The 26,523-nt window shown below is 71.0% G+C and carries 25 protein-coding genes; 13 read left to right on the top strand and 12 right to left on the bottom strand.

The window, feature by feature from the left end; translation table 11 throughout:
- Nucleotides 1-40 precede the first annotated feature (40 nt).
- From MTQ12_RS01040 to MTQ12_RS01065, 6 genes are all read left to right on the top strand, one after another.
- Nucleotides 41-1,210 carry an acyl-CoA dehydrogenase family protein gene (locus MTQ12_RS01040; RefSeq protein ID WP_247423254.1) on the top strand — a complete coding sequence of 390 codons (1,170 nt, stop codon included), beginning with the start codon at nucleotides 41-43 and terminating at the stop codon, nucleotides 1,208-1,210.
- A gap of 267 nt (nucleotides 1,211-1,477) precedes the next feature.
- On the top strand, nucleotides 1,478-2,014 hold the full coding sequence (locus MTQ12_RS01045; protein WP_247423256.1) for a TRAP transporter small permease: 537 nt from the start codon (nucleotides 1,478-1,480) through the stop codon (nucleotides 2,012-2,014).
- A gap of 27 nt (nucleotides 2,015-2,041) precedes the next feature.
- Nucleotides 2,042-3,562, top strand: a complete 1,521-nt coding sequence (locus MTQ12_RS01050) for a TRAP transporter large permease (protein WP_247423258.1) — start codon at nucleotides 2,042-2,044, stop codon at nucleotides 3,560-3,562.
- A gap of 190 nt (nucleotides 3,563-3,752) precedes the next feature.
- Nucleotides 3,753-5,051: a C4-dicarboxylate ABC transporter substrate-binding protein gene (locus MTQ12_RS01055; RefSeq protein ID WP_247423260.1), complete on the top strand. Its 1,299-nt coding sequence runs from the start codon at nucleotides 3,753-3,755 to the stop codon at nucleotides 5,049-5,051.
- Nucleotides 5,052-5,243: 192 nt separating this feature from the next.
- Complete coding sequence (dctP, locus tag MTQ12_RS01060) at nucleotides 5,244-6,545, top strand: TRAP transporter substrate-binding protein DctP (RefSeq protein WP_247423262.1); 1,302 nt, start codon at nucleotides 5,244-5,246, stop codon at nucleotides 6,543-6,545.
- A gap of 330 nt (nucleotides 6,546-6,875) precedes the next feature.
- Complete coding sequence (locus tag MTQ12_RS01065; protein ID WP_247423264.1) at nucleotides 6,876-8,174, top strand: C4-dicarboxylate ABC transporter substrate-binding protein; 1,299 nt, start codon at nucleotides 6,876-6,878, stop codon at nucleotides 8,172-8,174.
- A gap of 73 nt (nucleotides 8,175-8,247) precedes the next feature.
- On the opposite strand, the gene MTQ12_RS01070 is transcribed toward MTQ12_RS01065, so the two are convergent.
- The 3 genes from MTQ12_RS01070 to MTQ12_RS01080 all read right to left on the bottom strand — a co-directional run bounded on the left by MTQ12_RS01070 (nucleotide 8,248) and on the right by MTQ12_RS01080 (nucleotide 12,643).
- Nucleotides 8,248-9,849: an AMP-binding protein gene (locus MTQ12_RS01070; RefSeq protein WP_247423266.1), complete on the bottom strand. Its 1,602-nt coding sequence runs from the start codon at nucleotides 9,847-9,849 to the stop codon at nucleotides 8,248-8,250.
- Between the two features lie 195 nt (nucleotides 9,850-10,044).
- Complete coding sequence (locus tag MTQ12_RS01075) at nucleotides 10,045-11,217, bottom strand: PLP-dependent aspartate aminotransferase family protein (RefSeq protein WP_247423269.1); 1,173 nt, start codon at nucleotides 11,215-11,217, stop codon at nucleotides 10,045-10,047.
- Nucleotides 11,218-11,338: 121 nt separating this feature from the next.
- On the bottom strand, nucleotides 11,339-12,643 hold the full coding sequence (locus MTQ12_RS01080; RefSeq protein WP_247423271.1) for an MFS transporter: 1,305 nt from the start codon (nucleotides 12,641-12,643) through the stop codon (nucleotides 11,339-11,341).
- A 222-nt stretch (nucleotides 12,644-12,865) separates the two neighbouring features.
- On the opposite strand from MTQ12_RS01080, the gene MTQ12_RS01085 reads away from it, so the two are divergent.
- Nucleotides 12,866-14,284, top strand: a complete 1,419-nt coding sequence (locus MTQ12_RS01085; RefSeq protein WP_247423273.1) for an SLC13 family permease — start codon at nucleotides 12,866-12,868, stop codon at nucleotides 14,282-14,284.
- Between the two features lie 72 nt (nucleotides 14,285-14,356).
- Here the strand turns inward: MTQ12_RS01085 and MTQ12_RS01090 are convergent, their stop codons facing one another.
- Both MTQ12_RS01090 and MTQ12_RS01095 read right to left on the bottom strand, forming a co-directional pair.
- A complete protein-coding gene (locus MTQ12_RS01090; RefSeq protein ID WP_247423275.1) occupies nucleotides 14,357-14,902 on the bottom strand; it encodes a GNAT family N-acetyltransferase in 546 nt (181 codons plus the stop codon).
- Nucleotides 14,899-15,861: an ornithine cyclodeaminase family protein gene (locus tag MTQ12_RS01095; protein ID WP_137318947.1), complete on the bottom strand. Its 963-nt coding sequence runs from the start codon at nucleotides 15,859-15,861 to the stop codon at nucleotides 14,899-14,901. The genes MTQ12_RS01090 and MTQ12_RS01095 overlap by 4 nt, the downstream gene beginning before the upstream one ends.
- 298 nt (nucleotides 15,862-16,159) lie before the next feature.
- Here MTQ12_RS01095 and MTQ12_RS01100 point away from each other — a divergent pair, with 298 nt between their 5' ends.
- Entirely contained in the window at nucleotides 16,160-16,480 is a 321-nt protein-coding gene (locus MTQ12_RS01100; protein WP_175406885.1) for a GNAT family N-acetyltransferase, read from the top strand.
- Between the two features lie 33 nt (nucleotides 16,481-16,513).
- Here MTQ12_RS01100 and MTQ12_RS01105 read toward each other — a convergent pair whose 3' ends face one another.
- Nucleotides 16,514-16,888, bottom strand: coding sequence for a DUF488 family protein (locus tag MTQ12_RS01105; RefSeq protein ID WP_137318945.1), 375 nt, complete (start codon nucleotides 16,886-16,888; stop codon nucleotides 16,514-16,516).
- Complete coding sequence (locus MTQ12_RS01110; RefSeq protein ID WP_247423277.1) at nucleotides 16,885-17,229, bottom strand: cupin; 345 nt, start codon at nucleotides 17,227-17,229, stop codon at nucleotides 16,885-16,887. Before MTQ12_RS01110 ends, MTQ12_RS01105 begins: the two co-directional genes overlap by 4 nt.
- Nucleotides 17,230-17,417: 188 nt before the next feature.
- Between MTQ12_RS01110 and MTQ12_RS01115 the strand changes: the two genes are divergently transcribed.
- Nucleotides 17,418-18,875, top strand: a complete 1,458-nt coding sequence (locus MTQ12_RS01115) for an NAD-dependent succinate-semialdehyde dehydrogenase (RefSeq protein WP_137318943.1) — start codon at nucleotides 17,418-17,420, stop codon at nucleotides 18,873-18,875.
- A 126-nt stretch (nucleotides 18,876-19,001) separates the two neighbouring features.
- On the opposite strand, the gene MTQ12_RS01120 is transcribed toward MTQ12_RS01115, so the two are convergent.
- From MTQ12_RS01120 to galU, 4 genes are all read right to left on the bottom strand, one after another.
- A complete protein-coding gene (locus MTQ12_RS01120) occupies nucleotides 19,002-20,852 on the bottom strand; it encodes a hypothetical protein (RefSeq protein ID WP_247423279.1) in 1,851 nt (616 codons plus the stop codon).
- A 111-nt stretch (nucleotides 20,853-20,963) separates the two neighbouring features.
- Entirely contained in the window at nucleotides 20,964-21,632 is a 669-nt protein-coding gene (locus MTQ12_RS01125) for a GNAT family protein (RefSeq protein ID WP_247423281.1), read from the bottom strand.
- A gap of 3 nt (nucleotides 21,633-21,635) precedes the next feature.
- Nucleotides 21,636-22,406, bottom strand: coding sequence for a hypothetical protein (locus MTQ12_RS01130; RefSeq protein ID WP_247423283.1), 771 nt, complete (start codon nucleotides 22,404-22,406; stop codon nucleotides 21,636-21,638).
- Nucleotides 22,403-23,335 (bottom strand): UTP--glucose-1-phosphate uridylyltransferase GalU, encoded by a 933-nt coding sequence (gene galU / locus MTQ12_RS01135; protein WP_137318939.1) that lies wholly within the window; start codon nucleotides 23,333-23,335, stop codon nucleotides 22,403-22,405. Before galU ends, MTQ12_RS01130 begins: the two co-directional genes overlap by 4 nt.
- Nucleotides 23,336-23,358: 23 nt before the next feature.
- Between galU and MTQ12_RS01140 the strand changes: the two genes are divergently transcribed.
- From MTQ12_RS01140 to mscL, 4 genes are all read left to right on the top strand, one after another.
- Nucleotides 23,359-24,090, top strand: a complete 732-nt coding sequence (locus tag MTQ12_RS01140; protein WP_247423285.1) for a 5-formyltetrahydrofolate cyclo-ligase — start codon at nucleotides 23,359-23,361, stop codon at nucleotides 24,088-24,090.
- A gap of 67 nt (nucleotides 24,091-24,157) precedes the next feature.
- Nucleotides 24,158-24,532 (top strand): FmdB family zinc ribbon protein, encoded by a 375-nt coding sequence (locus MTQ12_RS01145; RefSeq protein WP_247423287.1) that lies wholly within the window; start codon nucleotides 24,158-24,160, stop codon nucleotides 24,530-24,532.
- 154 nt (nucleotides 24,533-24,686) lie between these two features.
- The gene (locus MTQ12_RS01150) at nucleotides 24,687-25,379 is read left to right on the top strand and encodes an SAF domain-containing protein (RefSeq protein ID WP_247423290.1); all 693 of its coding nucleotides are present in this window, start codon (nucleotides 24,687-24,689) and stop codon (nucleotides 25,377-25,379) included.
- Between the two features lie 267 nt (nucleotides 25,380-25,646).
- Nucleotides 25,647-26,111: a large conductance mechanosensitive channel protein MscL gene (gene mscL, locus MTQ12_RS01155; protein ID WP_247423293.1), complete on the top strand. Its 465-nt coding sequence runs from the start codon at nucleotides 25,647-25,649 to the stop codon at nucleotides 26,109-26,111.
- 165 nt (nucleotides 26,112-26,276) lie between these two features.
- On the opposite strand, the gene MTQ12_RS01160 is transcribed toward mscL, so the two are convergent.
- Nucleotides 26,277-26,519, bottom strand: a complete 243-nt coding sequence (locus MTQ12_RS01160) for a hypothetical protein (RefSeq protein WP_247423295.1) — start codon at nucleotides 26,517-26,519, stop codon at nucleotides 26,277-26,279.
- Nucleotides 26,520-26,523: the final 4 nt, after the last annotated feature.

Consider the following 26,523-nt stretch of genomic DNA (forward strand, 5'->3'; position numbering starts at 1 on the left):
GCGGCCCCGTCCGCAGCCGACCGAGAACCAGGAGAGTGCGATGAAGCGCAATCTGTACACCGCCGACCACGAGGACTTCCGCGCCACCGTGGCGGCCTTCCTCGACAAAGAGGTCGCCCCCCACTTCGACGAGTGGGAGAAGAACAAGATCGTCGACCGCTCGATGTGGAAGGCCGCCGCCGACGCCGGCGTCATCGGCTTCTCCCTGCCCGAGGAGTATGGCGGCTCGGGCATCAAGGACTACCGCTTCGAGATGGTCCGCGGCGAGGAGGTCGCCAAGCGCGGCTTCGGCTCCGCGACCTCCGGCTGGGGCGTGTCCGACGGCATCGTGCCCGGCTACTTCGAGTCCTTCGCCAACGACGAGCAGCGGCAGCGCTACCTGCCGGGGCTCGCGGCCGGTGAGAAGATCGCCGCGATCGCGATGACGGAGCCCGGCGCGGGCTCGGACCTGCAGAACATCAAGACCCGCGCGGTGCGCGACGGCGACGAGTGGGTCATCAACGGCGCGAAGACCTTCATCACCAACGGTCAGAACTGCGACTGGGTCGTCGTCGTGGCCCGCTCGAACCCGGACGTGCCGGCATCGAAGGGCGTCTCGCTCTTCATCGTGGACTGCGACACCCCCGGCTTCGAGCGCGGTCGCAACCTCGACAAGGTCGGCCTCGCTGCGCAGGACACCTCGGAGATGTCCTTCAGCGATGTCCGCGTCCCCCACGCGAACCTCCTGGGCGAGGAGGGCAAGGGCTTCATCCACCTCATGACGAACCTGCCGTATGAGCGCATGGGGATCGCCACCGGCGGCCTCGCCGGCGCCCGCGCCGCACTCGACTGGACCTCGAAGTACGTGTTCGAGCGCGAGATGTTCGGCGGCACCCTGGGCGATCTGCAGAACACGCAGTTCGTCCTCGCCGAGCTCGAGGCGCGCGTCGATGCGTTCGAGGCCTACGTCGATCGCTGCGCGCTCGCCCTCAACGAGGACGAGCTCACCGCGGTCGAGGCGTCGAAGGCCAAGCTCGTCGGTGCGGAGCTCCAGCTCGAGGTCATCAACCGCTGCCTCCAGCTCCACGGCGGCTACGGCTATATGCTCGAGTACCCGATCGGTCGTGCCTTCCGCGACAGCCGCATCCAGACGATCTACGGCGGCACGTCCGAGGTCATGAAGTACATCATCGGCAAGGACATCAAGAAGCGCTACGCCGCGAAGAAGTAGGCGCACCCCGCCTTCCTACGAGGGGCCGCACGGCGTCCGCTCCCCCGCGAGGGGACGGCGCGGTGCGGCCCCTCGGCATTCCCGGATCCCGCCCAGCGGGGGGGCCGGAATCACGGCCCGGGAGAAACTTGATAACGGTTTCAGTTTCTCGACCCGCCCGTCTTGTAAATCTAATGAGCAATCGTTAAGTTGATCCAAGCGAGCCGGCACCGTGCCGCAGCTCACAGTGGCCCCACCGGCCGACCGTCGAAGACGAAGGTGACTCCGATGTTGAAATTCAACCAGGGCGTGGACAAGATCCTCTCCGTCCTCACCGCGATCGCGCTCATCGTGATGATGCTGCACGTCGTGGCGCACGCTCTCCTCCGCTACTTCTTCAACTCCCCGATCTACGGCACGAACGAGATCGTGGCCTACTGGTACCTGCCGATGATCGCCCTGCTCGGCATCCCGGCCGCCCAGCTGCAGAAGGAGCACATCACCGTCTCCCTCGTCATCGAGCGGATGAGCCACGGCACCGCCGCGTTCTTCAAGGTCTTCGCCTTCGCGCTCTCTGCGCTCGTGAGCATCGGGTTCGCGTGGTTCGGCTTCGAGGAGGCGCTGGAGAACATGGAGATGGGCTCCACCGCTGGCGTCACCGACATCATCACCTGGCCGGTGTACTTCCTCGTCCCGCTCGTGTTCGTCGTCCTCGCGATCCTGTTCATCGTCGACATCGTCGTCACGCTGCGCACCGGCGACCCGGAGATCGACCTCCTCACCGGTGAGCATGCGGAGCACGACATCGAAGAAACCGTCATCTGACGCGGCCCCCAGACAGGATTACTGCATATGTCTCACACCACTGACACCAATCTGGGGACGATCCCCAGCGTCCTGCCCTCGGACTCCCGCCGCAAGAAGCCCGGGCTGATCTCGCTCATCGTCGGCTTCGCCCTCGTCGCGGTCTGCCTCGTGGGCGTGTTCACCAGCCCGTCCGGCGCTGTCGCCGGCATGTGGTGCATCGCGATGATGATCGTCCTGATGTTCCTCAGCGTCCCCGTCGCGATCGCCCTGGCGGTACCGAGCCTGATCGGCGTCTACGCGCTGTCGGGCATCCCGGCCACGATCAACATCCTCTCCACCGCACCCTTCCACGGCGTCTCGAAGTGGTCGTACTCGGTGCTCCCGATGTTCATCTTCATGGGCATGCTGCTCACGCAGTCGGGCATGACGACCCGGATCTACCGCGCCACCGACCGCTGGTTCTCCTGGCTGCCCGGCGGCATCGGCATCGGCACCACCGCCGCCGGCGCGGGCCTGTCCTCGGTCTCCGGTTCGACGATCGGCATGACCTACGCGCTGGGCCGGGCCGGCATCCCGGAGATGCTGCGCGCCGGCTACGACAAGCGCGTGGCCGTCGGCACCGTGATCGTCGCTGGCCTGCCCGGCAACCTCATCCCGCCGTCGATCCTCCTCGTCATCTACGCCGGCATCGCCAGCGTGCCCGTCGGCCCGCAGCTCGTCGCCGGCGCCGTCCCCGGCATCCTCATCGCGCTGACCTTCGCGCTCTTCATCCTCATCCTCGGCCTCGTCGCCCCCAAGCTCGTGGGCCGCGGACCGGATGCCACCGGCACGCGGGAGAATGTCACCTGGGGCGATCGCTTCCGTTCGCTCGGCGAGATCTGGGGCTTCCCGGTCATCATGGCCGTGCTGTTCGGCGGCATGTTCTCCGGCATCTTCACCCCGACCGAGGCCGGTGCGGCCGCCGCCTTCACCGCGCTGCTGCTCACCCTGTGGTACACCCGCAAGGACAAGCCCTTCCAGAAGGTCACCCACGCCGCGTTCTCCACGGTGAGCGCGACCGCAGCGATCTTCTTCATCATGATCGGCGCGGAGATGCTCACCCGCCTCCTCGCGATCACCGGCCTGGCCCCGATGATGACGGACTTCATCCTCGGCTTCGGGCTCAACCGGATCGGCTTCCTGCTCGTCCTCGTGGTCCTCTACATCGTCATGGGCATGTTCTTCGACACCCTGTCGATGATGCTGCTGACCATCCCGATCCTCCTGCCCACGCTCGAGGCGATGGAAGTCAGCCCACTGTGGTTCGGCGTGTTCGTCGTCCTCCTCGGCGAGCTCGGCATGATCACCCCGCCGGTCGGCCTGCTGTCCTACATCGTCCACAACATCTGCAAGAGCCCGGAGGTCAACCTCGGACAGAACGTCACGCTCAAGGACGTGTTCGTGTCCCTGTCCTGGTTCCTGCCCGTCGCGATCCTGTTCCTCGGCATCATGATCGCGGTGCCGCAGATGACCGAATGGCTGCCCGCCCTCCTCGAGAGGACCAGCGGCGGCACAGCCACCCAATAGCCGCAGACCCGCACCGCCGGAATCACGGCACCGTCGCCGGCCCCGCACCTGCGGGACCGGCGGCACCGGCGGGGCAGGGCGCACGATGCCCTGCCCCGCCAGCCCGGTCCGCACCGCACCGCAGTCCGGTGCGGCGGAGCGGATCGCACCACAATCGTTCAACGAGGAACGACAGAAAAAGGGAGACACAGTGAAAACACTCACCACGACCCGCTTCCAGGGCCGCGCGCTGAGCATCTGCGCCATGGCCGCCGGCCTCACCTTCGCGCTGAGCTCGTGCGCCGGCAGCGCCGGCTCGGGCGGCGGAGGCGGTGACGGCGGGGACGCCGGCAGCGGCTTCGAGTACGGCGCCTCGCAGGAGGACGTCAACTCCGCGATCGAGGGTCTCGATCCGATCACCATCAAGTTCCAGCCCTCGGCCGCCTCGCAGAACTCGGTGATGGCCCCGGCCGGCACGGTTTTCAAGGAGATCGTCGAGGAGCGCTCGAACGGCCAGATCGAGGTCGAGATCACCTGGGGCCAGGCGATCGCCGGCTACGCCGAGGTGCACGACGCGCTCGCCGACGGCCGCCTCGACGTCGCGTACACCCTCCCGGTCTACCAGCCCACCGAGTTCCCCGCGGTCAACGACCTCGGCACCGCGATGGCCGGCCTCTCCGCTTCCCCGTACCTCGGCGAGCTCGTCGCGAACGCGGTCGGCAACGAGATCGGGTGGGGCAACGAGAACGTCCTGTCGCAGTACGAGGAGAAGGGCCTCGTGCCCCTCACCCCGCTCGCGGCGTCCGGTGGCTACTACACCGTGTGCAGCGAGCCGGTGGAGTCCGCCGACGACTGGCAAGGCCTGCAGACCCGCATCGCCTCGACCGCGCAGTCGGCCCAGGTCCAGCACCTCGGCGGATCCCCGGTGTCGATGGAGTACGTCGAGACCTTCGAGGCGCTCCAGCGCGGCACCGTCGACTGCACCCTCGGCCAGCTCGTGCCGTCCGCCGAAGCCGGCATCTTCGAGGTCGCCCCGAACCTCGGCTACACCACGACCGCGAGCTTCTCGCGTTCACCGGGTGCGTACCTCGCCGGGTCGAGCTTCGCGGACATGCCGCTGGCCTACCAGCAGATCATCTTCGACAGCAACGCGCTGGCCTCCTCCGGCGGCATGGAGGCGGTCATCGGCGGCAACGCCGCGGCCGTCCAGCAGGCCAAGGATGCCGGTGGCGAGGTGACGCCGTTCGCCGACGACATCCAGGAGGAGATCAGCAACTACTCCACCCAGCTCACCGACGAGGCGATCGGCAACGGTCAGATCGATGAGAACATCGAGACGATCATCCAGGACGCCGGCGAGAAATGGGCGAAGGAGTTCGAGGACCTCGGCTACACCGATGAGGGCGAGACCGCGGACTTCAACGACTGGTACGACGAGAGCAAGGACTTCATGGACTACGCAACCGCTTCCTACGAGAACGGCAACGCCATGAAGCACCGTCCGAGCTGACCCGCAGCAGGGCACGGCGGTGGCGGGGGCCGGTGACGGTCCCCGCCACCGGTGGGTCGGGAGACCGGCCCGCACCGCATCCGCAGCACCCTGCACGCCGCGAGCACCGGCACCGCCTGCGCCGCCGGCTCGAACCCCACAGATCCGCAGGCCCCCACCGGGGCAGGCATACGAGAGACACAAGGAGTCATCATGAGAACACTGCGCTCGCACTTCACGCGCACCCGCACCATCGGGGTCCTGTCCGCGGCGTCCGCCCTCACCCTCGGGCTCAGCGCCTGCGCCGGCAGCGCCGGCGGCGGCGGGGGCGGGGGAGGCGCCGGGAGCGGCGACGGCTACGAGGTCGGCGCCTCGCAGGAGGACATCGACGCGGCCATCTCCGAGCTCGATCCCGTCACCATCACCTACCAGCCCTCGGCCGCATCCGAGGCGTCCATCCAGTCGCCCTCGGGCACCGAGCTAGCAAAGGCCATCGAGGAGAAGTCCGGCGGCAAGATCACCGTCGACGTCGTCTGGGGCCAGGCCATCGCCGGCTACGGCGAGGTGCACGACGCGCTCGCCGACGGCCGCGTCGACCTCGCCTACACCCTCCCGGTGTACCAGCCCACGGAGTTCCCGGCCGTCAACGCGCTCGGCGACATGCTCGCCGGCATCTCCCCCTCCCCGTTCACCGGCGAGATGATCGCCAACGCGGTGGCAGCCGACGTCTCCTGGGGCTCCCCGGAGATCATCGAGGAGTACACCTCGAAGGGCATCACGCCGCTCGTCCCGGTCGTCGCCTCCGGCGGCTACTACTCCGTGTGCTCCGATCCGGGCATGGAGAAGGACGACTGGCAGGGCCGACAGGTTCGCATCGCCTCGAAGACGCAGAACGACCTCATGGCCTCGCTCGGCGCCTCCCCGGTGTCGATCGAGTACGTCGAGACCTTCGAGGCCCTCCAGCGCGGCACCGTCGACTGCACCCTCGCGCAGCTCGTGCCCTCGGCCGAGGGCGGCATCTTCGAGGTCGCACCCCACGTCGGCTACATGACGGAGACGAGCTACACCCGCTCGCCGGGTGCGATCCTCGCCGGCTCGAAGTTCGAGCAGCTCCCACTCGCCTACCAGCAGATCCTGTTCGACGTCTACGCCGACTACTACCAGGGCCAGATGATGACGACGATCGGCGGCAACGCCGAGGGCATCAAGCAGGCCAAGGCGGCCGGCGGCGAGATCGTCGAGTTCCCCGCGGACCTGCAGACGGAGATCGGCGAGTTCGACGAGGCGAAGAAGGAGGAGATCCAGTCCTCCGGCATCCTCGGCGACGACATCACCTCCCGCGTCGAGGAGTCCGAGCAGCAGTGGGCCGAGAAGATCGAGGAGCTCGGCTTCACCGACGGCGGCTCCACCGCGGACTTCGACGAGTGGTACGACACCGAGACCGACTACCGCGAGGTCGGCCAGGCCGTGTACGAGGACGCATTAGCCGAGCACCGTCCGGGCTCCGAGGGCTGATCGGGCTCACGCACCGATCGGGCTCATGTGCTGACCCGACTCATGCACTGACCTGGCACGCTCATCGGGTACACGCACGTCCACCCACAACGGCGCCGCCGGCAGGGGATCTCCCCTCCGGCGGCGCTGTCGTGCGTCCTGGAGGGTCCGCGGGCGCGCGTCCAGGGACCCCATCATCCGGGAACGGCCCACCGTCGTGCGCGCTGGACCACGGCACCGCCCTGGCGAGCCGGAGACGGGACTGTGGCGATCGTCATACCGCAGGCCCGATCGGATCGCCCACCTGCGGAATAGGGTGGGTGCACGCCCGCCAAACGCCCTAGGAGAACCATGCACCGCACCCCGGCCACCATCGCCCCACCCCTCGCCCGCCGCGGAGCCGGCCCGGGGATCGCACTCCTCGCCGCCGCCGGCCTGCTCGCCGGGTGCGCCGGCGGCGCGGGAGGCGCCGCGGACCAGGGGTCCGCCGAGGCGGGCGCCGGGTTCGCGTTCGGGGCCGCGCAGTCCGAGGTGGATGCCGCACTCGCCGAGCTCGACCCGGTGACGATCACCTACCAGCCCTCCGCGACCTCGGCGGAGTCGATCCTCGGCCCCAACGGCACCGACATCGCGGAAGCGATCGAGACGCGCTCCGGCGGGAAGATCACCGTCGACGTCGTGTGGGGGCAGGCGATCGCCTCGTACGCGGAGATCGACGACGCGCTCGCCGACGGCCGGGTCGACCTCGCCTACACCCTGCCGTCCTACGCCCCGACCGAGTACCCGGCCTTCGACGCGATCAGCACCGCGATGTCGACGCTGTCGTCCTCCCCGGTCTCCGGGGACCTCACGACGAACGCCGCCGGGGTGCAGGCCGGGTGGGACACGCCCGAGGTGCTCGCGGAGTTCGCAGACAAGGACCTCGTCCCTCTCATCCCGCTGCTCGCCTCCGGCGGGTACTCGACGATGTGCTCCGAGGCGCTCACCGGGCGCGCCGACTGGCAGGGCACGCAGATGCGGATCGGCTCCGCGGCCGCCGGCGAGCAGGCCACGGAGCTCGGCGCCTCACCGGTGTCGCTGTCGTTCCCCGAGACCTACGAGGCGCTCCAGCGCGGCACCGTCGACTGCGACCTCGGACAGCTCGCCCCCAATGTCGAGGCCGGCACCTTCGAGGTCGCCCCGCACATCGGCTACACGACGGAGGCCGGGTTCTCCCGCGCCGCCGGCGCCTATGTCGCCGGGCAGACCTACTCCGAGCTGCCGCTGGCCTACCAGCAGGTGATCTTCGATTCCATGGCGACGGCGTTCAGCACGATGACCGAGCTCGTCATCGGGGCGAAGGCGGTCGCGGTCGAGCAGGCCCTGGCCGCCGGCGGTTCGGTCCGGCCCTTCGATGCGGACGTGCAGTCGGCGATCGCCGAGCACGCCGGCCAGCTCAGCACCCGCACCGCGGAGGACGCCGGAGTGCCCGAGGTCCCGGCGCGGCTCGACGAGGCCGCGCAGGCGTGGGCCGAGCAGGTCGAGGAGCTCGGCCACACCGACGGCGGGGAGTTCACCCGGATGCCCGAGTGGTACCCGGAGGATGCGAGCTACGACGACCTCGGCGCGGTGCTGTTCGAGCAGACCATGCTCCCCCACCGCCCCCACTGAGACCTCAATTTTCGAAGGTTCCTGAGCGCGAAACCTTCCGAAATTGCACTCTCACCCGGGCGGATGCCCCGCTTCACACCTCGTCGCGGAGCACCGTCTTCTGGATCTTGCCGGTGCCCGAGCGGGGGAACGCATCCTTGACGACGACGTCCTTGGGCAGCTTGTAGCGGGCGAGCTTGCCGTCGCAGAAGTCCCGGATCTCCTCGAGCGTCGGGGCCTCGTCATCGGACTTCGGCACGATCATCGCCACCGGCACCTCGCCCCACTTCTCGTCGGCCCGCCCGACGACGGCGACCTCGGCGACCTTGGGGTGCCAGGCGATGACGTTCTCGAGCTCGGCGCAGTAGATGTTCTCGCCGCCGGAGATGATCATGTCCTTGACCCGGTCGACGACGTAGAGGAACCCCTCCTCGTCCTGCCGCACGAGGTCCCCGGAGTGGAACCAGCCGCCGGCGAACGCCTCGGCCGTGGCCGCCTCGTTGTTCCAGAAGCGGCTCATCACGCCCGGCCCGCGGTAGACGATCTCGCCCACCTCGCCCGGCGCCACGTCATTCATCTGGGCGTCGACGACGCGGATCGCGTAGTTGCGGTCCGGCAGCCCGACGGAGCCGAGCTTGCGCAGGGAGTCCTCGTGAGACAGCGACACCCCGCTCGCGGTGGTCTCCGTCTGCCCGAATGCCGCCTGCGAGCTCGCCTGCGGGAAGGTCTCGCCCATCGCGGTCAGGAGCGCCTCGGTCGCCGGCGCCGCACCCCAGCTGTAGAACCGCAGGTCGACGGCGCGCGGGCTGCGGCGCTGCTCGTCGACGATGAGCTGCCACTGCGCCGGGACCATGAAGGTGCGCGTCACGCCGTGCTCCGCCATGACGTCGAGGAGGTGCCCGGCGTCGAACCCGGTCGAAGGCGTGATGACCGAGGTGGCGCCGTTGGCGATGTTCGTCGTCATGACGTTGAAGGCCGCGATGTGGAACATCGGGGAGGCGACGAGCACCGCGTCCTCGCCCGGCACGTACTGCCAGGACGCGGAGGAGCGCATGGTCGTGGCGAGGAAGTTCGAGTAGCTCAGCACCGCGCCCTTGGGCCGCCCGGTGGTGCCCGAGGTGTACATGATCGCCTGATCGTCCTCGAGCGCGCAGATCACCGGATCCGGCGCCGGGAGGGTGCCGTCCGGGTCCGGCGCGGCGACCTCGAGCAGGTCGAGGAGGACCGGCGCGGAATCCCTCGTCGCCGAGGCGCCGTCCTCAGTGCTCCCGCTGCCCGCACCCGAGGCGCCGGCCGGCTCGGCACCGGACGCATCCGCGAGTGCGGTGCGCGTGACCTCGGCCCGCTCGGCATCGGTGACGACGACCGCCGGCTCGCAGTTGCTCAGGATGTAGGCGATCTCCCCGGCGGCGAGCCGGAAGTTCACCGGCACGATGATCGCACCGAGGAGGTTCGCGGCGTAGGGCACGACGGCGAACTCCGCGGCGTTGCCGGCGACGAGCGCGACCCGGTCCCCACGTCCCACCCCGGCAGCGGCGAGGCGCGCGGCGGCGGCCCGGACGCGGTGGAGCAGCTCGCCGTAGGAGATCACCGTGTCACCGGCGACGAGCGCCGGGCGGTCGGGCATCTCGTGCGCGTGCCGGTAGATCCCGGCGACGGGCAGGTGGGTGCGGGAAAGTTGGAACTCCAGGTCCACGGCGACTCCTCGGGTGATGCCGGCCCGCCGCCGACTGCTCTGTCCGGCACTCTGCGGGTGCGACTGATCAAACGTTCAGTAACTCGAGTCTAACCAGTCAGCCGTGACGGGTAAAGGGAGTCACCCATCCGAGCCGAGGTGCGCCCGAGCAGGCTCGCCCGAGCAGGGGCGCTCCCTCACCCGAGCGGCGCGCGCTCACCCGAGTGCGGTGTCGAGCGCCTGCTCCAGGTCGGCCCAGAGATCGTCGACGTGCTCGATCCCGACGCTGAGGCGGAGCAGACCCTCCGGGACGGACTCCGGCTCCGCGGCATGGCGGCGTCGGCGCTCGATGAGGCTCTCGACTCCCCCGAGCGAGGTCGCCGGTGTCCACAGCCGCACCGATTCCGCGACGGTGCGGGCGGCCTCGGCGGTGGGCAGGACGATGCAGAGGATCGACCCGAAGCCGGTCATCTGCGCCGCCGCCCGGGCATGGCCGGGGTCGGTGGCGAGGCCGGGGAAGCGCACCTCGAGCCCGGGATATTCGCTCAGCCGCTCGGCAAGCGCGAGCGCGTTCGCCTGCGAGCGCTCGACGCGCAGCGCCAGGGTGCGCAGGCCGCGCAGCGCCAGCCACACCTCGAAGGGCCCGGCGATGCCGCCGCGCACCGAGCGGTGGTGATGGAGCAGCTCGCGCAGCTCCGGATCCGCGGTGACCGTCGCGCCGAGCACCACGTCGGAGTGCCCGGACAGGGACTTCGTCACCGAGTGGAGGACGACGTCGGCACCGTGCTCGAGCGGCTTCTGCACGAGCGGGGTGGCGAAGGTGTTGTCGACGACGCTGAGCGCCCCGGCGGCGCGGGCGTGGGCGAGCAGCGCGGGGAGATCGGCGACCTCGAGCATCGGGTTGGTCGGGCTCTCGAGCCACAGCAGGACGGAGCGGTCGCGGCCGGAAGCCCTGTCGCCCGCCCCGGCGACGGCGGCATCGATCGCGGCGGTCACCTCGGCGGTGTCCTCGATGTCGACGGTGACGATCCGGAACCGGCCGGCGGCCGCGGACTCCTGCGCCCCGGACAGCGCGCCGAGGTAGCAGTGCCGGGGCATGATCACCGTGCCGCCGGGCGCCACGAGGTCGAGCGCGGCGGTGACGGCGGCGAGCCCGGAGGCGAACACGAGCCCCGGCAGGGCCGAGCCCTCGAGCTCGGCGAGCGCGGCCTCGAAGGGCTCCCACGTCGGATTGCCGTAGCGGCCGTACTGCCGACCGCCGTCCTCGATCCCGGCGGTGCCGATGAACGTCGAGGTCAGGGTGATCGGCGGATTGAGCGCGGCGTCGTGCTCGCGCGGTGGACGACCGGTCTCGACGACGACGGTCTCGGGGGCCCAGTTCTGCGTCATGGGGCCACTGTAATCCGCGTGGGCTCCGGCCGGCACAGGTGTCCGTATAGGGGCCGGCCGGCGCGGGTGGCCGCGTAAGGGGCCGGTCGGCGCGGGTGTCAGCGGGCGGCTCCCGCCGAGCTCAGCGCGCCGGGCGCATGTGCGGCAGCGCCCGCAGCGCGAACACCACGGCGATGACGAGCACGAAGGTCGCCATGAGGTTGATCCACAGGAAGCCGCCGAGCCCGAGCACGGCCCCGGCCATCGCGGCCATGAGCGCGCCCCCGAGGTTCATCGCGGAATCGGACACGCCCTGGAGGGTGACCTTGGCCTCCGGCGGCACCGAGCGGGTGAGGAGCGCGGAGCCCCCGATGAGGTACATCGACCAGCCGACCCCGAGGAGCACGAGGGCGGTGCTGAGCAGGACCATCGAGGAGCGCGCGGCGAGCGCGTCGACGACGCCGAGCACGATCGTCACCGCGAACACGAGCGTGCCCACCCCGATCACCGAGCCCGGCCCCCAGCGGTCGGACATCCAGCCGAACAGCGGGGACAGTCCGTACATCCCGGCGATGTGGATGCTCACGACGATGCCGACCGAGCCGAGCGAGAACCCCTGGTGGTCCATGTGCACCGGCGTCATGACCATGACGTTGGTCATCATCATCTGCCCGGTGATGATCGTGACGATCGCGAACAGCGGCACCGGCCGGGCGAGCGCATAGCGCAGCGCCTCCCCGAGGCCGAGGCCGAGGCGGCGGCCGGGCCGGGCTGCCCCGGCCGGGGGCGACCCGTCGCCGTCCGCAGCCGAGGCGTCGCGCGCCGAGTCCGCGGCCTCGGTGCCGGGCTGCTCCGGCATGCCCCCGGTGAGCCCGCGGGCGAGAGTCGAGGCCGCGATCGCGGCGATCGCGAACGCCGCCATGGAGATGACGTAGGGACCGGCGAGCGGGTTCATGCCGAGCGCCTCGCCCAGCCGGGCGCCCGGAGCGGTGAAGTTCGGACCGAGCACCGATCCGACGGTGGTCGCCCAGACGACGAGCGACATCGCTCGCCCGGTGGCGGCGGGGTCGGCGAAGTCAACGGCGGCGTAGCGCGCCTGCAGACCGGCGGCGGTCGCCGACCCGCACATCATCATGCCGAGCATGAAGAGCGGCAGGAAGCTCAGTGCGACCCCGAGGAGCACGATGAGCGCGCCGAAGGTGCCGATCCCGAAGCCCAGGGTGAGCGCGGTCCGGCGGCCGGTCCGGGCGGCGAGTGCGGCGAGCGGGTAGGCGACGAGGCCGGCACCGAGGATGACGCTCATCTGCGCGAACCCGGCCATCGCCGTGCGCCCGGTGATCTGCTCGGCGAGCAGCCCGCCGACGGCGTAGCCCGAGGCGATCCCCGCCCCGGAGAACAGCTGGGCGGTGATGAGCTTGGCCTGCTGGACAGCGCGCGGCGAGGGCACTCACGACTCCTTCGGTGAACTGGGGACCGGCCCGGCGGAGAGCTCAGCGGTGAACGTCCGAACCGGTGTCCGCGCATCATCCCCCATCGGCCCGCCGCGTCTCCGAGCCGTCCGCCCCTCGGCCGCGTCCACCCCTCGGCCGCGTCCCCCTGAGAACCGGGCGGTGATCCTGTAGCGTCCATGAGGTCAGCTCACCGTCGAGCCCCGGTCAGGAGGCCTGTCGTGTTCGCACAGATCGCGGCCATCATCATCTTCATCGCACTGTTCGCCATCGGCGCCGTGCGCGGTGTGCACATCGGCGTTCTCATGGTCGCCGGCGCGGCGGGCACCGCGCTCCTGTTCACGGAGATGGCCACGGACGAGGTCGTTGCGGGCTTCCCGCTGTCGATCATGGTGCTGCTCGTCGGCATCACGTACTTCTTCGCGATCGCGCAGACGAACGGCACCATCGACCGGATCATCGACGGCGCGCTCACCCGGGTCGGGTCGAAGGCCGCGCTCATCCCGGTGGTGTTCTTCGTCCTCACCTCCGGCATCGCTGCGATGGGCGCCCCGCTCGCCGGCCTCGTGATGATGCCGGTGGGCATGCAGGTGGCCCGCCGCTACAACGTCGACTACGCGCTCATGGGCCTGGCGATCTGCTTCGGCGTGGGCGCCGGCGGCTTCGCTCCGACGAGCCTCTACGGCATCGTCACCTACGGCACCGCCCATGACGCCGGGATCGGGCTCAATCCGATGCTCCTGTTCGGGATCACCGTGCTCGTCTACCTCCTGCTCCTCCTCGCCGCCCACGCGATGTTCGGCCGCGGCTTCTTCTCCCGCCGGGGCCGCGCCTCCACCGCGCACATCGACATGCCGGACCTCGCGACGATCTCCGGGCCTCCCGCCAACCACCCGTTCGAGCGCGAGACCGCGCTGCGCCGCGGCTCCGCGTCGACGACCGGCATCCAGTTCGGTGAGGACGAGGAGGACCAGGCACTCTTCGACTCCTCCCACTCCGAGGACGAGGACGCTCCCCTGCCGCCGTTCACCCCGATCCAGGTCCTCACCGTCATCTGCATGATCGGCCTCATCGCCGCCGTCGTCGCGATCGCCGCCTTCGGCCACGAGCCCAACATCGGTCTGCTGTGCTTCGGCTTCGCCGCGCTCCTCACCATCGTCGACCCGGGCACCGGCAAGAACGCGGTGGGCAAGATCGACTGGTCCACGGTGCTGCTCGTCGGCGGCATCATCATGTTCGTCGGCGTGCTCGAGACGATGGGTGCCGTCGATCTGCTCGGCGAGGGCGCGAAGGCCATCGGCTCCCCGATCGTCGCCGCGCTCGTGCTCTGCGCGGTCGGCGGTCTCGTGTCCGCGTTCGCCTCGACGACGGGAATCCTCGCAGCGCTCGTGCCGCTCGCCCTGCCGCTCGTCGCAGACGGCAGCCTGCCGGGTTGGGCGCTCATCACCGCGCTCGGCATCTGCTCGGCCGTCGTCGACGTCTCCCCGTTCTCCACGCTCGGCGCGACCGTCGTCGCGACCGCGCCGTCCGAGCACAAGGAGAGGCTGACGAAGCTGCTCCTGCGCTTCGGCCTGTCGATGGTCGTCGTCGGACCGATCCTGCTCGTCGGCGGCCTCGTCGTCCCGGCGATGCTGTTCTGAGCGGCGCCGATCGGAGGGGCACTGCGCTGAGGTGCGCGACCCGTCCCCGCGCGCACCCGGTCCGGGTCGACGTCAGGCCGGAGTCGGGCCGAGCTCCTTGACGAGGACGACGAACTCGAGGTCGTCGGTGCGCGGCCGGCCGAAGCGGTCCTCGCCGTAGGGGAACGGCTCGCGCTCCCCCGTCTGCAGGTAGCCGCGGCGCTCGTAGAACGCGATGAGCTCGGTGCGCTTGTCGATGACGGTCATCCGCATCCGCTCGGCCCCGAACCGGTCGCGGGCGAAGGCCTCCGCGTGGGTCATGAGCTCCTTGCCCACGCCCCGGCCCTGGGCGCGCGGGGACACCGCGAAGGTGCCGAAGTACGCGGTCCGGTCGCCGAGGTCGCGCAGGTGCACGGTCCCGAGGGCGGCTCCGGACTCGTCACGGACCAGGAGCACGGTGCTGCCGGGTTCGGCGAGCATCTCCGCGGCCATGTCCGCGTCGATCCGCTGCCCGTCGAGGAGGTCGGCCTCGGTCGTCCAGCCGGCCCGGGAATCGTCCCCGCGGTAGGCGGATTCGATGAGCGCGACGAGCTCGGGGATGTCCGCCGGCCCGGCGGTCTGCGGGTTCAGGCCGGTCACGACACCTCCTCGTACACGGCCTTGGCGACGACGAGGTCCTCCCAGGACATGCCGGAGGTCTTGAACACGATGGGGCGGTCGTCGGCGAGCACCGCGCCGCCGCTCGTCACGACCTCCTTGAGGGTCACGGTGTCCTCGATCGTCAGTGCGCCGTCGGCGATCGCGAGCACGACGTCGCCGCACTCGTCGAGCGCGGTGTGGCGGCTCTCGACGATGACGGTCGCCCGGCCCAACAGGGCGGAGGGCAGTTCGCGGGCCTCGGGGCTGTGGGAGCCCATGGCGACGACGACGGCGTCGTCGCGGATCGCAGCGGCGTCGAACAGCGGCTCCGCGGCCGAGGTGGCGGCGATGACGAGGTCGGACTGCTCGAGCGCCCGGGTGAGGTCCGGCGAGTCGCCGCCGGATCCGTCGCCGCCGAGGACCTCCGTGCCGGGGATGCCGAGCACGGAGAGGCCGGCGAGGAACTCCTCGCCGCGACCGGGCCTGCGCACGACGACGGTGACCTCGCGGACTTCGACGACGGCGCGGGCGGCCTCGACGTGGAGCAGTCCCTGCACCCCGGCGCCGAACACGGTCATCCGCACGCCGTCGGGGAATCGGCCGGTGAGGGCGTCGGAGACCCCGGCGAGCGACACTGCGGGGGTGCGCAGGTTGGTGATCGCCGGCCCGTCGAGGATCGCGAGCGTGCGGTGGGTCTGCGAGTCGAGGAGCAGGCAGCTGCCCTGGATGCGGGGGTGGCCGGCCGCCGGGTTGTCCGGGGTGACGGTGAGCACCTTGACCGCGGCATAGGCACCGATCTCGGAGGGCATGAAGAGGAACTCGCCGCGGGTCAGCGGGGCCGACATCCGCGTGGCGTCGTCGGCGGGATCGAAGTCCGAGGTCAATGCCGTGCGCAGAGCGGTGATCGCGCCTGCGTAGTCCAGGGCGGCGGTGACCGTCGCCTCGTCCAGAATCCTCATGAAGTTCTCCTCCGCCGGGTGGGCGCACTTCGCCGCACGCGCTGCATTCCATGCGCTGCGGGCGGTGCGCCCGCGACGCGTTGCATCTGCGCACCACTGTACTGGCACCCTCGGACACGGGCGGGAGGGAATGAACGGCCCACCACGCACAGCCCGGCACACCACGACGCAGTCGGCCGCACACAGCACAGGCCGACTCCGCGGAATAGCACCACGGGCTCCGGCGTTGACCCGATCAGTCGCTGCGTGCGACCACCGGTCCGCACCGAGGACGTCGGTTCCGCATCGAGGAGGACACATGAGCCAGGATGCCCGCACCATCGAGATCGACGGCGAGACCTTCGAGCTCCGCCACGACGCCGAGGCCTCGAACTTCGCCGCCTGGCACGGCGACACCCGGGTGAGCCTCGCCGCATACCGCGACCGGGGCGAGCAGCGCCTGTTCCCCCACACGGAGACCCTGCCGGCCTGGGGCGGGCGCGGACTCGCAGGCGCGGTCGTGCGCTACGCGCTCGACTCCACCGTCGCCGAGGGGCTGACGATCGTCCCGGCGTGCTCGTTCGTCGCAGGCTTCGTCCGCGAGCACGACGACTGGGACGAGCACGTCTCCCGCCGCTGAGGCACGCGCAGGGACCGCAGCTCTCGCAGCCTCTCAGCGCTCCTGCGCGAGCTCCCGCAGCCTCTCAGCGAGCACCTGAGCGTGGTTGTGCTCGTCGTCCTTCGCCCCGTAGAGCAGCACGAGGATGCGCTGCGGCGCGGCTTCGAAGCGGTCGAGCAGCTCCCCCGGCGCCGCCGAATCCGTGAGCTCCTGCCGGTAGTGCTCGGCGAAGGTCTCGAAGTCCATCCCGCCGGAGTGGAAGGCTCGGCGCAGGTCTCCGCTCGGCGCGACGTCCCGGCACCACTCGGCGTGCTCGAACGCGGTCTTCTTCACCCCACGCGGCCACAGCCGATCGACGAGCACACGGTACCCCGGACCAGAGGCCGAATCGTAGAGGCGCTCGCACCGGATCTCGGGGACGGCGGTCATGCGCCGTCCGGCAGCCCGGTGACCGTGGTGAGGACGAGCACGCTGTCGGCGAGCGCGTGCACACCGTGCCGCTCGTGTCCGATCACGGTGAGCTCTCCCGCACCGAGCTCCACCGCGGGCGTCGACGACCCTGCGGCGTAGCTCAGCCGCACCCGGCCCTGCAATCCCTGGAGGGTGGCGGCGGCCGGGGCGTTGTGCTCGGCGAGCTCGGCGCCCGCGGCGAGCGCGAGGACGAGCTGGCGCAGCACCCCGTCGTGGACCACGAGCTCCGCGGCGCGGCCGTGCTCCTCGGCCCGGGCGCGGGTGAGCAGTTCATCTGCGAGTGCGGTGATGTCGACCATGGCTCTATCCAAGCAGGCGCGAGCACCCGCGTCCACGGCTCGCCGTCATCGCTGCGGGAACCCGGCACCGCGTGCGCCCGCCCGCTGCGTCCACGGGTCGAACAGGCGGGTGGAATGCACCGCGTGTCACATTAGACTGACACCAGCCCCTGGCAACCAGGATCACCCAACGGAAGGGAACGAGCGCTATGGACGTCCAGCCCATCATCGACCGCATGAATACCGGCCTGTTCATCAACGGACAGTGGCGTGACGCCGAAGGCGGGAAGACCATCGACGTCATCAATCCCGCCACCGGGAAGGTCCTCACCAGCGTGGCCGACGGCTCCGCCGCGGACGCCGAGGAGGCCATCGAGGTCGCCGGGGAGACCCAGGACTCGTGGGGCCGCACCGCACCGCGCGAGCGAGCGGAGATCCTGCGCCGCGCCTACGAGATCCTCATCGAGCGCGCCGACGACATCGCCGCGGTGATGACCGCGGAGATGGGCAAGCCGCTCGCGGAGTCCAAGGGCGAGGTGACCTACGGCGCCGAGTTCTTCCGCTGGTTCTCCGAGGAGGCCGTGCGGATCGACGGCGACTTCACCAAGTCCCCCGACGGCAGCACCCGCATCATGGTCTCCCGTGAGCCGGTGGGCCCGTGCGTGCTCGTCACCCCGTGGAACTTCCCGCTCGCCATGGGCACCCGCAAGATCGGCCCCGCGATCGCCGCCGGCTGCACGATGGTGTTCAAACCCGCCAAGCTCACCCCGCTGACCTCGCTGCTGCTCGTCGAGGCGCTCGTCGACGCCGGGCTGCCCGCCGGGGTCCTCAACGTCGTCACCTCGAACTCCGCCGGCCGCGTCGTGACGCCGTGGATGGAGTCCGGGATCGCCCGCAAGGTCACCTTCACCGGTTCGACCGAGGTGGGCATCGGCCTGCTCGAGCAGGCGGCGAAGACCGTGATGAACACTTCGATGGAACTCGGCGGCAACGCCCCGTTCGTCGTCTGCGAGGATGCGGACCTCGACAAGGCCGTCGAGGGCGCGATGGTCGCCAAGATGCGCAACATCGGCGAGGCCTGCACCGCCGCCAACCGCTTCTTCGTCCACCGCTCCGTGTCCGACGAGTTCGCCCGCCGGCTCGCCGAGCGGATGGGTGCGATGAAGGTCGGCAACGGCCTGGACGAGGGCACCGAGGTGGGCCCGCTCGTCGAGGAGAAGGCGCTGAACAAGGTCGCCGAGCTCGTCGATGACGCCGTGGGCAAGGGCGCGAAGGTCCTCACCGGCGGGAAGAAGATCGACGGCGAGGGCTACTTCTATGCTCCGACCGTGCTCACCGATGTGCCGGAGGACTCCGACATCCGCATCGAGGAGATCTTCGGACCGGTCGCCCCGATCACTCCGTTCGACACCGACGAGGAGGCGATCGCGCTGGCCAACGAGACCGAGTACGGCCTCGCCGGCTACCTGTACAGCGAGAACATCGGCCGCGCGATGCGTCTGGCCGAGGAGCTCGAGTGCGGCATGATCGGCCTCAACACCGGCCTGATCTCCAACCCGGGCGCACCGTTCGGCGGGTACAAGCAGTCGGGTCTGGGCCGCGAGGGCGGCCGCGTGGGCATCGACGAGTTCCTCGAGGTCAAGTACGTGGCTCTGCCGCGCGGCTGACCAGCGACGTAGCACGCGCCCTGCACACGCAGATGGCCCCCGGTCCTTCGACCGGGGGCCATCTGCGTGCTGGTGCGATGCGGGTGTTCGGGAGGTGCGCGTCCCGGCTCGCTGCGCGGGGTGAGCTCAGGCGCGGCGGCGGGCGAGCACCTCGTCGAGGCGGCCGACGCCGCGGGTGCGGGCGCCGCCGATCGCGGTCCGGCCGTGGGCGAGCGGCCCGGCGTCCGCAGCGGTCTGCGCGTCGTCCTCACGGGCGGCGTCCTCGAACTCCGGGCGGTAGCCGAGCTCGGCGGCGAAGCGCTCGGCGAGGCTCTCCTTGGACTGCGGTTCGAGCCGGAAGGACGAGGCATCGGCCACGACCGGCTCCGGCTGCGCCCGATCGACGACCGGGGCGTCGACGTAGGTGGGGGTGGGCACCGGCGAGGGGTTCCAGCCGGTGGCCGCGAAGCGGGTGGCGAGCAGGTCGTCGCTCCCGGCGGGCGCGGGGGTGCCGCTCGCCGGGGGCTCCGTCGCCGAGGTGCCGGTCACCGAGGCACCGGCCGGCTCGTCCGTGTCCTCGTCCCCAGCGAGGTCGGTGCCGAGGCTGAGCACGACGCGCTCGCGCACCTGGGTGACCTGGAGCTCGCGACGCGCCCGGTGACGCGCTGCGGGGGCCTCGGCGGTGGAGGATGCGGCCGCGGTGGAAGATGCAGGCGCGGAGTCCGAATCCGGGGCCGAAGGCTCGGTGGGCTCGGCGGAATCAGCGGACTCGCGGGATTCCTCGGTGGCCGTGGGCGCCTGCGCGCGCGGAACCTCGGTCCCGGCTCCCGGGTCGCGCTCCGCCCCGGCCCGGTGCTCCGCCCCGCGCCCGGCACCGAAGACGGCGCGGATGGCGGAGAGGTCCACGGTCGCATCGCGATCGTCGTCCTCGACGAGGGCGACGGCATCGGGAGTGCGCCGGGACTCGGGGGTCGCGGCAGTTCCGGGGGTCGCAGCGGTGGCGGAGGCCTTCGGGGCGGGCGCCTCGACCCCGGCGCGGCGGAGTCGGCGGATGGAGAGGTTGATCGAGCGGACCATGAGCAGGCAGCCGCCGGCGAGGACGAGGGTGAGCACCGGCACCGCCCAGGGCAGCACGCCGAAGGGCACGAGCACCGCGGTCACGAGGGTGGCGAGCGCGGTGGCGAGGAAGCCGAGGCCGACGAACGGCAGCGCCGTGCGCAGGCGGGCGATCTTCTCGCTCGATTCCCGGTCGGCCGGCTGCGGGCGGAGAACCTGATCGGCGGCCGGGGTGGAGCGCGTGGGCGCCGCGGAGCCGCCGGACCCCTCACCTCGCGCACCGGCAGGCGCGCCCGAGGCGGGCCCCCGGCCCGGACCGGCCGCCGGGGTGCCGACGCGCGCGCCGACCGTGCCGGCGGTGTGCCGGGAGTCGGCGATGCGAGCGCGGAGGTGGGCGGGCAGGTCACGGTTCGTGCGGTGCTGCATCGACGGGCCCGTGGCGGGTGACTGGGAAGAGGTCATGTGAGAGTCCATCGGTTCGTGGTGGGTGGAGAGCGGAAGGAACGCGGTCTGGCCGACCGCCAGCGGCGGCGCGGCCGCCTCGGCCTCGGGATCGAGCGGGGCGGCGAGGTCGAGGTGCGCGGTCCCCCTCTCCGCAGGCGAGCTGTCGGCCGGCCGTGCGCTGTTCGGGACATCGCCGTCGATGACCGCGAGGCGCGGGGCGGGCTTGGACAGGTGGAGCACCGGCGCCGAATCGGCCACCCGGTGGACGATCTGGGGCGGTTCGAAATCCGCGGCGTCACGATCCGCGGCGTAGAGCCGGGGTGCGTCGGCCGGCCGCAGGCACGAGGTGGCGCGCACCTCGGCGCATTCCCGCGCAGTGGCGGGGACGTCGTGGACGTGGCCGTGGGTGAGCGTGCGGTCGATGCGGCGCAGGGACGCGGGCAGCATGAATACGAACAGCACTGCGATGACGAGGGCGATGGTGATGCTGGTATCCACAGTCCAACTGTAGAAGGGTGGAGCAGGTCACGATCGGATCACAGGGGGCGTGTCGGGATCCGTCCGGTGTTCTGGGCCGGGTTCATCCCCTCGGGGGTCCGATTCCGCGTCTCAGGACCAGGATTCCGTGCCACCGGGCCAGTGGCGGTCGTCGGCGACCGGGCCGGGGCCGACGGTGCCGGCGGAGGAGTTCCGGACGCGTTGCCAGTAGTCGAGGAGGCCGAAGGGCACGTCCTCGGCGACGAGGGCGAAGGTGCGGTGATCGCACCACTTCCCGTCGATGTGCATGTAGCGCTCGCGCACGCCCTCGTCGCGGAAGCCGAGCTTCTCCACCACCCGCAGGCTCGCCGTGTTCTCCGGCCGGATGTTGATCTCGATCCGGTGCAGACCGAGCGCGGAGAAGCAGTGGTCGGCGGCGAGCGCGACCGCGGTGGGCGTGTGTCCCCAGCCGGCGACCCGCTCGTCGATCCAGTAGCCGATCGTCGCGCTGAGCAGGGACCCCCACTGGAAGGAGCTCACCGTGAGCTGGCCGCGGAACCGGCCGTCGACCTCGATCGCGAAGGGCAGGATGAGCCCCTGGCGGGCCTGGCTCGCGAGCATCCGGCGCAGCGGGTGGAAGCTCGGCAGGGTGTACCCGGGGTCCGGGTTCGTCGCCTCCCAGGGGCGCAGCCAGTCGGCGTTGTGGCGGCGCACCTCGGTGTACTCGCGCGCATCCTGCCGGTGGAGCGGCCGGAGGACGAGTCCACCCTCGGACAGCACGACCGGCCAGAAGCTGCTCATCGCTCAGTCCGCGGACCCGGACTGCGGGCCGTCGGTGGGCATCGTGTCAGTGGGCATCGTGTCGGAGAGCGCCGTGTCGGTGGGGCGGCCGCCGGCGGGGGCGGGCCCGTCCGCATGCTCCTCGTCGCCCTCGGCAGGGCCCTCGCCCGCCCCGGACTGCGGGCGGCGCTCGGCGTTCCACATCTGGAGGATCGTCGCATCGGGATGCGGGTCGTCGACGACGACCGGCCACGGCAGGGTCTCACCGGATCCGGTCTCGAGGTCGAACTCGAGCCCGTCCGCCGGCGGCTCGTCGAGCTCGGCGAGCATCTCCGCGGCGAGTCCGGCGAGGAGCTCGGCACTGGCGGCGACCGCCTCGGCGCGGTCCGGCAGGGTGACGACGAGAGTGCCGTCGATCCGGCCGCACACGAGGTTCTCGAACACCGCTGCACGGTGGCCGGCGGCGTACTGCTCACGGCGGAGCAGCTCGGACAGCCCTGGCACCTCGACCTCGATCTCGGTGCGCAGGATGTCGGCGATGTCGGGGTCGCCGTTGGCCCGCAGCCCGCCGATCGTGACGAGCACGTCGAACGAGGACGCCGCGTCGTCGATGAGCGCCTGGAGCCGGTCGCCGGAGCCGAGGATCGATTCGACCACGGAGAACTCGTGGCCCTCGAAGGCGGTCACGAGCGTCCGGACGAGGCTGGTGTCCACCGCGGCGGACACCGGTACGACGAGCGCGGAGAACGGCTTCATCGCCCGGTCGTCGACCCACGGTTGGGGGATCTCGGTCATCGGTCGGAGGCGCCGCCGGACTGCGGGGCGTCGAGCGCGGCGACGTAGTCGCGGAGCCACGCGTGGAGCTCGTCGGCGAGGTCGTCGCGCCGGCCGGCGAGCTGGACGACGGCCTTGAGATAGCTGATCTTGTCGCCGGTGTCGTAGCGGTCCCCGGAGAACACGACGCCGTAGACCCCGGCCGAATCCGGATCCGCGGCGAGGGTCTCGAGCGCATCGGTGAGCTGGATCTCGTTGCCGCGCCCGGGAGGGGTGACGCGCAGGACGTCGAAGATCTCCGGGGCGAGGACATAGCGGCCGATGATCGCGAGGTTCGACGGCGCGGATTCCGGTTCCGGCTTCTCCACCAGCCCGGTGACGCGCACGACGCCGTCCTCCCCGGTCTCCTCGACCGCGGCGCAGCCGTAGAGGTTGATGGTGTCGGCCGGGACCTCCATGAGCGCGACGACGCAGCCGCCGGTCCGCTCCTGGACCTCGATCATCTTCGGCAGGATCGGGTTCGCCTCATCGATGAGGTCGTCGCCGAGCAGCACGGCGAAGGGCTCCTGGCCGACGTGCTGATGGCTCTTGAGGACGGCATGGCCGAGTCCCAGCGGGTCGCCCTGGCGGACATAGTGGATGTCGGCGAGCTCCGAGGCGTTCTGCACGAGGGCGAGCTTCTTCTCGTCGCCCTTGTCCTTGAGCGCGCTCTCGAGGCCGTCCACCCGGTCGAAGTGGTCCTCGAGCGGACGCTTGTTCCGGCCGGTCACCATGAGCACATCGGAGAGCCCGGCCCCCACCGCCTCCTCGACGACGTACTGGATGGCCGGCTTGTCGACGACGGGGAGCATCTCCTTGGGGGTCGCCTTGGTCGCCGGGAGGAACCGGGTGCCGAGCCCCGCGACGGGGATGACGGCCTTGCGCACGGGAACGTTCTGCTTGTCTGCCATGCCGGTCAGTCTACGCTGTAGCCGTGGACACGACGCCGGAAGCCGCGAGCTCGGAGGCCGCCGACAAGGCGCGGCTGCGCAGGAGGGTGCGCACCCGTCGCCGGGAGCGCGCGCGGGCCGCGGCCGAGGCGCTCGCCGGGGGAGCAGGGGTCCGGGAGCCGGGTGCCGGGCCGACCGCCCCCGGGGAGCCGGAGCGGTTCGCGGCCGTGCTCGCCGAGGTGCTCGCCGGCTCCCGCGCTGTCCTCGGCTATGCCTCCTTGGCCGGTGAGCCCTGCCTCGATCTCGCACTCGATCAGGCGAGGGCCGCGGGCGCCGCGGTGCTCCTCCCCCTCACCACCGCCGGCCGGCCCCTCGACTTCGGCGTGCTCACCGGGCCGATGAGCACGCTCCCCCGCACGGGGAAGTGGCAGATCCGCGAGCCGAGGTCCGGGGCACCCGCCGCCGAGGCGCTCGCCGGTGAGATGGCGGGGCCTGCCGGCCGCCCCCTCCCACCGGTCGACACGATCCTCGTGCCCGGCCTCGCGTTCTCGCGCGCCGGGGTGCGGCTGGGCAACGGCGGCGGCTTCTACGACCGCACCTTCGGTCCGCGGGGGGCCGCCCCGCCGACCGGGTGCGGGGCGCAGGTGCTCGGGGTGTGCTTCGCAGAGGAGCTCGTCGATGCGCTTCCCCACCAGCCCTGGGATCTGCGGGTCGACGCCGTCGTCACCGAGCGCGGCATCGTGCCGGTGGGGGTGAGACGCTCGCCGGTGGGCTGAGACGCGACCCGGCAGGGCATGCGTGCTGGTCTATACTTCTTCGGGACTCTGACGAGAAAGGCCGACAATGCCCACGTACTCCTATGCCTGCAAGAACTGCGGTCACGCCTTCGACATCCACCAGGCGTTCACCGACGATTCGCTGACCGTGTGCCCGGAGTGCCAGGGCACCCTGCGCAAGGTCTTCGGCAATGTGGGAGTGACGTTCAAGGGTTCGGGCTTCTACGCGACCGACTCCCGCTCCTCCGGCGGCTCCCGCGCAGCGGCGAAGTCGGGCGGATCCGAGTCGGGTTCGAAGGACGCTGCTGCTGCCGGCGGCAGCACGGGCGCCCCCTCCGGCTCCTCGGGGTCCGGCTCCTCGGGGTCCGGCACGTCGAGCACCTCGGCGACCGGCGATTCGAGCTCCTCGTCCTCGAAATCCACGGCCTCGACCTCCGCCTGACGGTCTCCTGCTCCCGGCACGGGGCACGATCGAGAACCGTCCTCTGGTCACAGTGCACCGTCCTCAGGTCACATTGGGGACGGCCGCGCGCCCTCCATCCACAGGCGCACGACGGTCGTAGCGCGGTCCGGGCTCCGCGGGGCACAGTCGGGTCATGGTCTCCTTCCGACTCCCTCTCCCCCTGCAGCGGTTCGCCGCGCTGTCCGTCAAGGATCGCCGCCGCACCCGTCGCCTCCTCGCCTCACTCGCGCTCGCCCTCGCGACCACGCTCGTCGTCTGGGCGCTGACACCGCGTCCCGCGGGCACCCCGGTGGTCGTCGCCGCCGGTGACATCGCCCCGGGCTCGACGATCGGTGCCGGCGACCTCGGGACCCGCACCTATCCCGCCGCGCTCGTCCCCGCCGACGCCATCGAATCCGTCGCCGAGGCGATCGGCAGCACCTCCGCGGCGCATCTGAGCCCCGGCCTGCCGGTCACGCGGTCCGGGCTGCTCGCCCCGCGCGCCGAACCGCTGGCAGAGGGGCAGCTCCTCATGCCGGTGACGGTGACCGACGAGGCCGCGGCGGCCACCCTGCGGCCGGGGCACCGGGTCCGGGTGTTCGCTCCGGGAGCGGGCACCTCGGCCGCAGGCGGCGCCGATGGAGAGGTCGAGGGGGTGCCGGGTGCCGCAGGGGCGGACGGGACCGGCGCGGTGATCGACGAGGCGGTGGTCGCTTCGATCTCCCAACGGGCGGGGACCGCGGTGTCCGGGTCGACGACGGTGATCACACTCATCGTGTCCGGACCCCAGGCCAGCGCGCTCGCCGCGGTGTCCGGCACGGCGCTGAGCTTCGCCCTGCTCAATTGAGAGGGAGCGAGAGGACATCGGCAGGCGTCCGATGCTGCTGCGGTCGCGGTCGATCCCGGCCGCTCACCGGCACATCGGCCACCTCACCAGCGGCTCCGTGTGCTCAAGCTGTCAGTCTCTCGAGAACCGGCCCGGTAATGTGACGAGTATCAAATTCTGAGATGCTTGAAATGTCTACTGGATCGTCTTTTCGCCGCTATCATGTTCTGGGCGCTCATGCGCACACGGGAGCAGTGTGCTCCTGACCCATCTGTGAAAGGACACACTATGCTCAAGGGCTTCCGGGATTTCATCCTCCGCGGCAATGTCATCGAGCTGGCGACCGCCGTCATCATCGGTACCGCGTTCACCGCGATCGTGACCGCCATCTCCGACAACATCATCAACCCGCTCATCGCGGCCGTCGGCTCGCCGGACGTGGGCGGTCTCGGCTTCCGCATCCGTCCCGACGTCGAGGCGACCTTCCTCGACTTCGGTGCCGTGATCACCGCGGCGATCAACTTCCTCATCGTCGCCGCTGTCGTCTACTTCGTCATCATCATGCCGATGAACAAGCTCAACGAGCTCCGCAAGCGCGGTGCCGCTGAAGAGGACGTGCCCCCCACCCAGGAGGAGCTGCTCACCGAGATCCGCGACCTGCTCGCCAAGGGTACCCAGGACGTCGTCCCCGACCAGCGCCTCGAGGGCGGCCCGGCCACCGGCATCGACCCGAACTACCCCCCGCGCCACTGAGTCGAAGAGGCAGACCTCCACGCAGAGGCGCCTCGGACCCGACGCGATCACAGCGCCCCCGGACAGGAGTCCGGGGGCGCTGTCGTGTCGATGGCACCTCAATGCCGTGCGCCGCGCCCGGGCCGGTGAACGGGGTGCGGTGGTGCACCAGGACGGTCAACCCGCTCAGCGCGGCTTGGTCTGCCAGTGGGGCGGGCGCTCGGCGAGCAGCCGGGCCTCCTCCGCGCTGAGCGCTCCGGGCCCGCCGGGCTCGCGATCGAGGCCGTCGCCGGCCGATGACTCGTTGCGCAGCGTACGCCGGTAGGCCTCCACTGCCGCGCGGGTCCGTGCGTCGCGGGCGCGCCGCTGCGCGGAACCCTGTTCATCTACAGCGCTCGGCTCGACGCCGTTCTGCTCCTCCGGCGGCATGGGA

It is taken from the genome of Brevibacterium sp. R8603A2, from assembly GCF_023072605.1.
Taxonomy (GTDB): Bacteria; Actinomycetota; Actinomycetes; order Actinomycetales; family Brevibacteriaceae; genus Brevibacterium; species Brevibacterium pityocampae.

Excerpts from the sequence above, each read along its gene's own strand:
- MTQ12_RS01100 (WP_175406885.1), top strand. The coding sequence starts at position 16,160 with ATGAGCCAGGATGCCCGCACCATCGAGATCGACGGCGAGACCTTCGAG.
- MTQ12_RS01040 (WP_247423254.1), top strand. The coding sequence starts at position 41 with ATGAAGCGCAATCTGTACACCGCCGACCACGAGGACTTCCGCGCCACC.
- MTQ12_RS01045 (WP_247423256.1), top strand. The coding sequence starts at position 1,478 with ATGTTGAAATTCAACCAGGGCGTGGACAAGATCCTCTCCGTCCTCACC.
- MTQ12_RS01160 (WP_247423295.1), bottom strand. The coding sequence starts at position 26,519 with ATGCCGCCGGAGGAGCAGAACGGCGTCGAGCCGAGCGCTGTAGATGAA.
- MTQ12_RS01105 (WP_137318945.1), bottom strand. The coding sequence starts at position 16,888 with ATGACCGCCGTCCCCGAGATCCGGTGCGAGCGCCTCTACGATTCGGCC.
- MTQ12_RS01125 (WP_247423281.1), bottom strand. The coding sequence starts at position 21,632 with ATGAGCAGCTTCTGGCCGGTCGTGCTGTCCGAGGGTGGACTCGTCCTC.
- dctP (WP_247423262.1), top strand. The coding sequence starts at position 5,244 with ATGAGAACACTGCGCTCGCACTTCACGCGCACCCGCACCATCGGGGTC.
- mscL (WP_247423293.1), top strand. The coding sequence starts at position 25,647 with ATGCTCAAGGGCTTCCGGGATTTCATCCTCCGCGGCAATGTCATCGAG.
- MTQ12_RS01150 (WP_247423290.1), top strand. The coding sequence starts at position 24,687 with ATGGTCTCCTTCCGACTCCCTCTCCCCCTGCAGCGGTTCGCCGCGCTG.
- MTQ12_RS01130 (WP_247423283.1), bottom strand. The coding sequence starts at position 22,406 with ATGACCGAGATCCCCCAACCGTGGGTCGACGACCGGGCGATGAAGCCG.
- MTQ12_RS01050 (WP_247423258.1), top strand. The coding sequence starts at position 2,042 with ATGTCTCACACCACTGACACCAATCTGGGGACGATCCCCAGCGTCCTG.
- MTQ12_RS01065 (WP_247423264.1), top strand. The coding sequence starts at position 6,876 with ATGCACCGCACCCCGGCCACCATCGCCCCACCCCTCGCCCGCCGCGGA.
- MTQ12_RS01110 (WP_247423277.1), bottom strand. The coding sequence starts at position 17,229 with ATGGTCGACATCACCGCACTCGCAGATGAACTGCTCACCCGCGCCCGG.
- MTQ12_RS01095 (WP_137318947.1), bottom strand. The coding sequence starts at position 15,861 with ATGAGGATTCTGGACGAGGCGACGGTCACCGCCGCCCTGGACTACGCA.
- MTQ12_RS01075 (WP_247423269.1), bottom strand. The coding sequence starts at position 11,217 with ATGACGCAGAACTGGGCCCCCGAGACCGTCGTCGTCGAGACCGGTCGT.
- MTQ12_RS01115 (WP_137318943.1), top strand. The coding sequence starts at position 17,418 with ATGGACGTCCAGCCCATCATCGACCGCATGAATACCGGCCTGTTCATC.
- galU (WP_137318939.1), bottom strand. The coding sequence starts at position 23,335 with ATGGCAGACAAGCAGAACGTTCCCGTGCGCAAGGCCGTCATCCCCGTC.
- MTQ12_RS01145 (WP_247423287.1), top strand. The coding sequence starts at position 24,158 with ATGCCCACGTACTCCTATGCCTGCAAGAACTGCGGTCACGCCTTCGAC.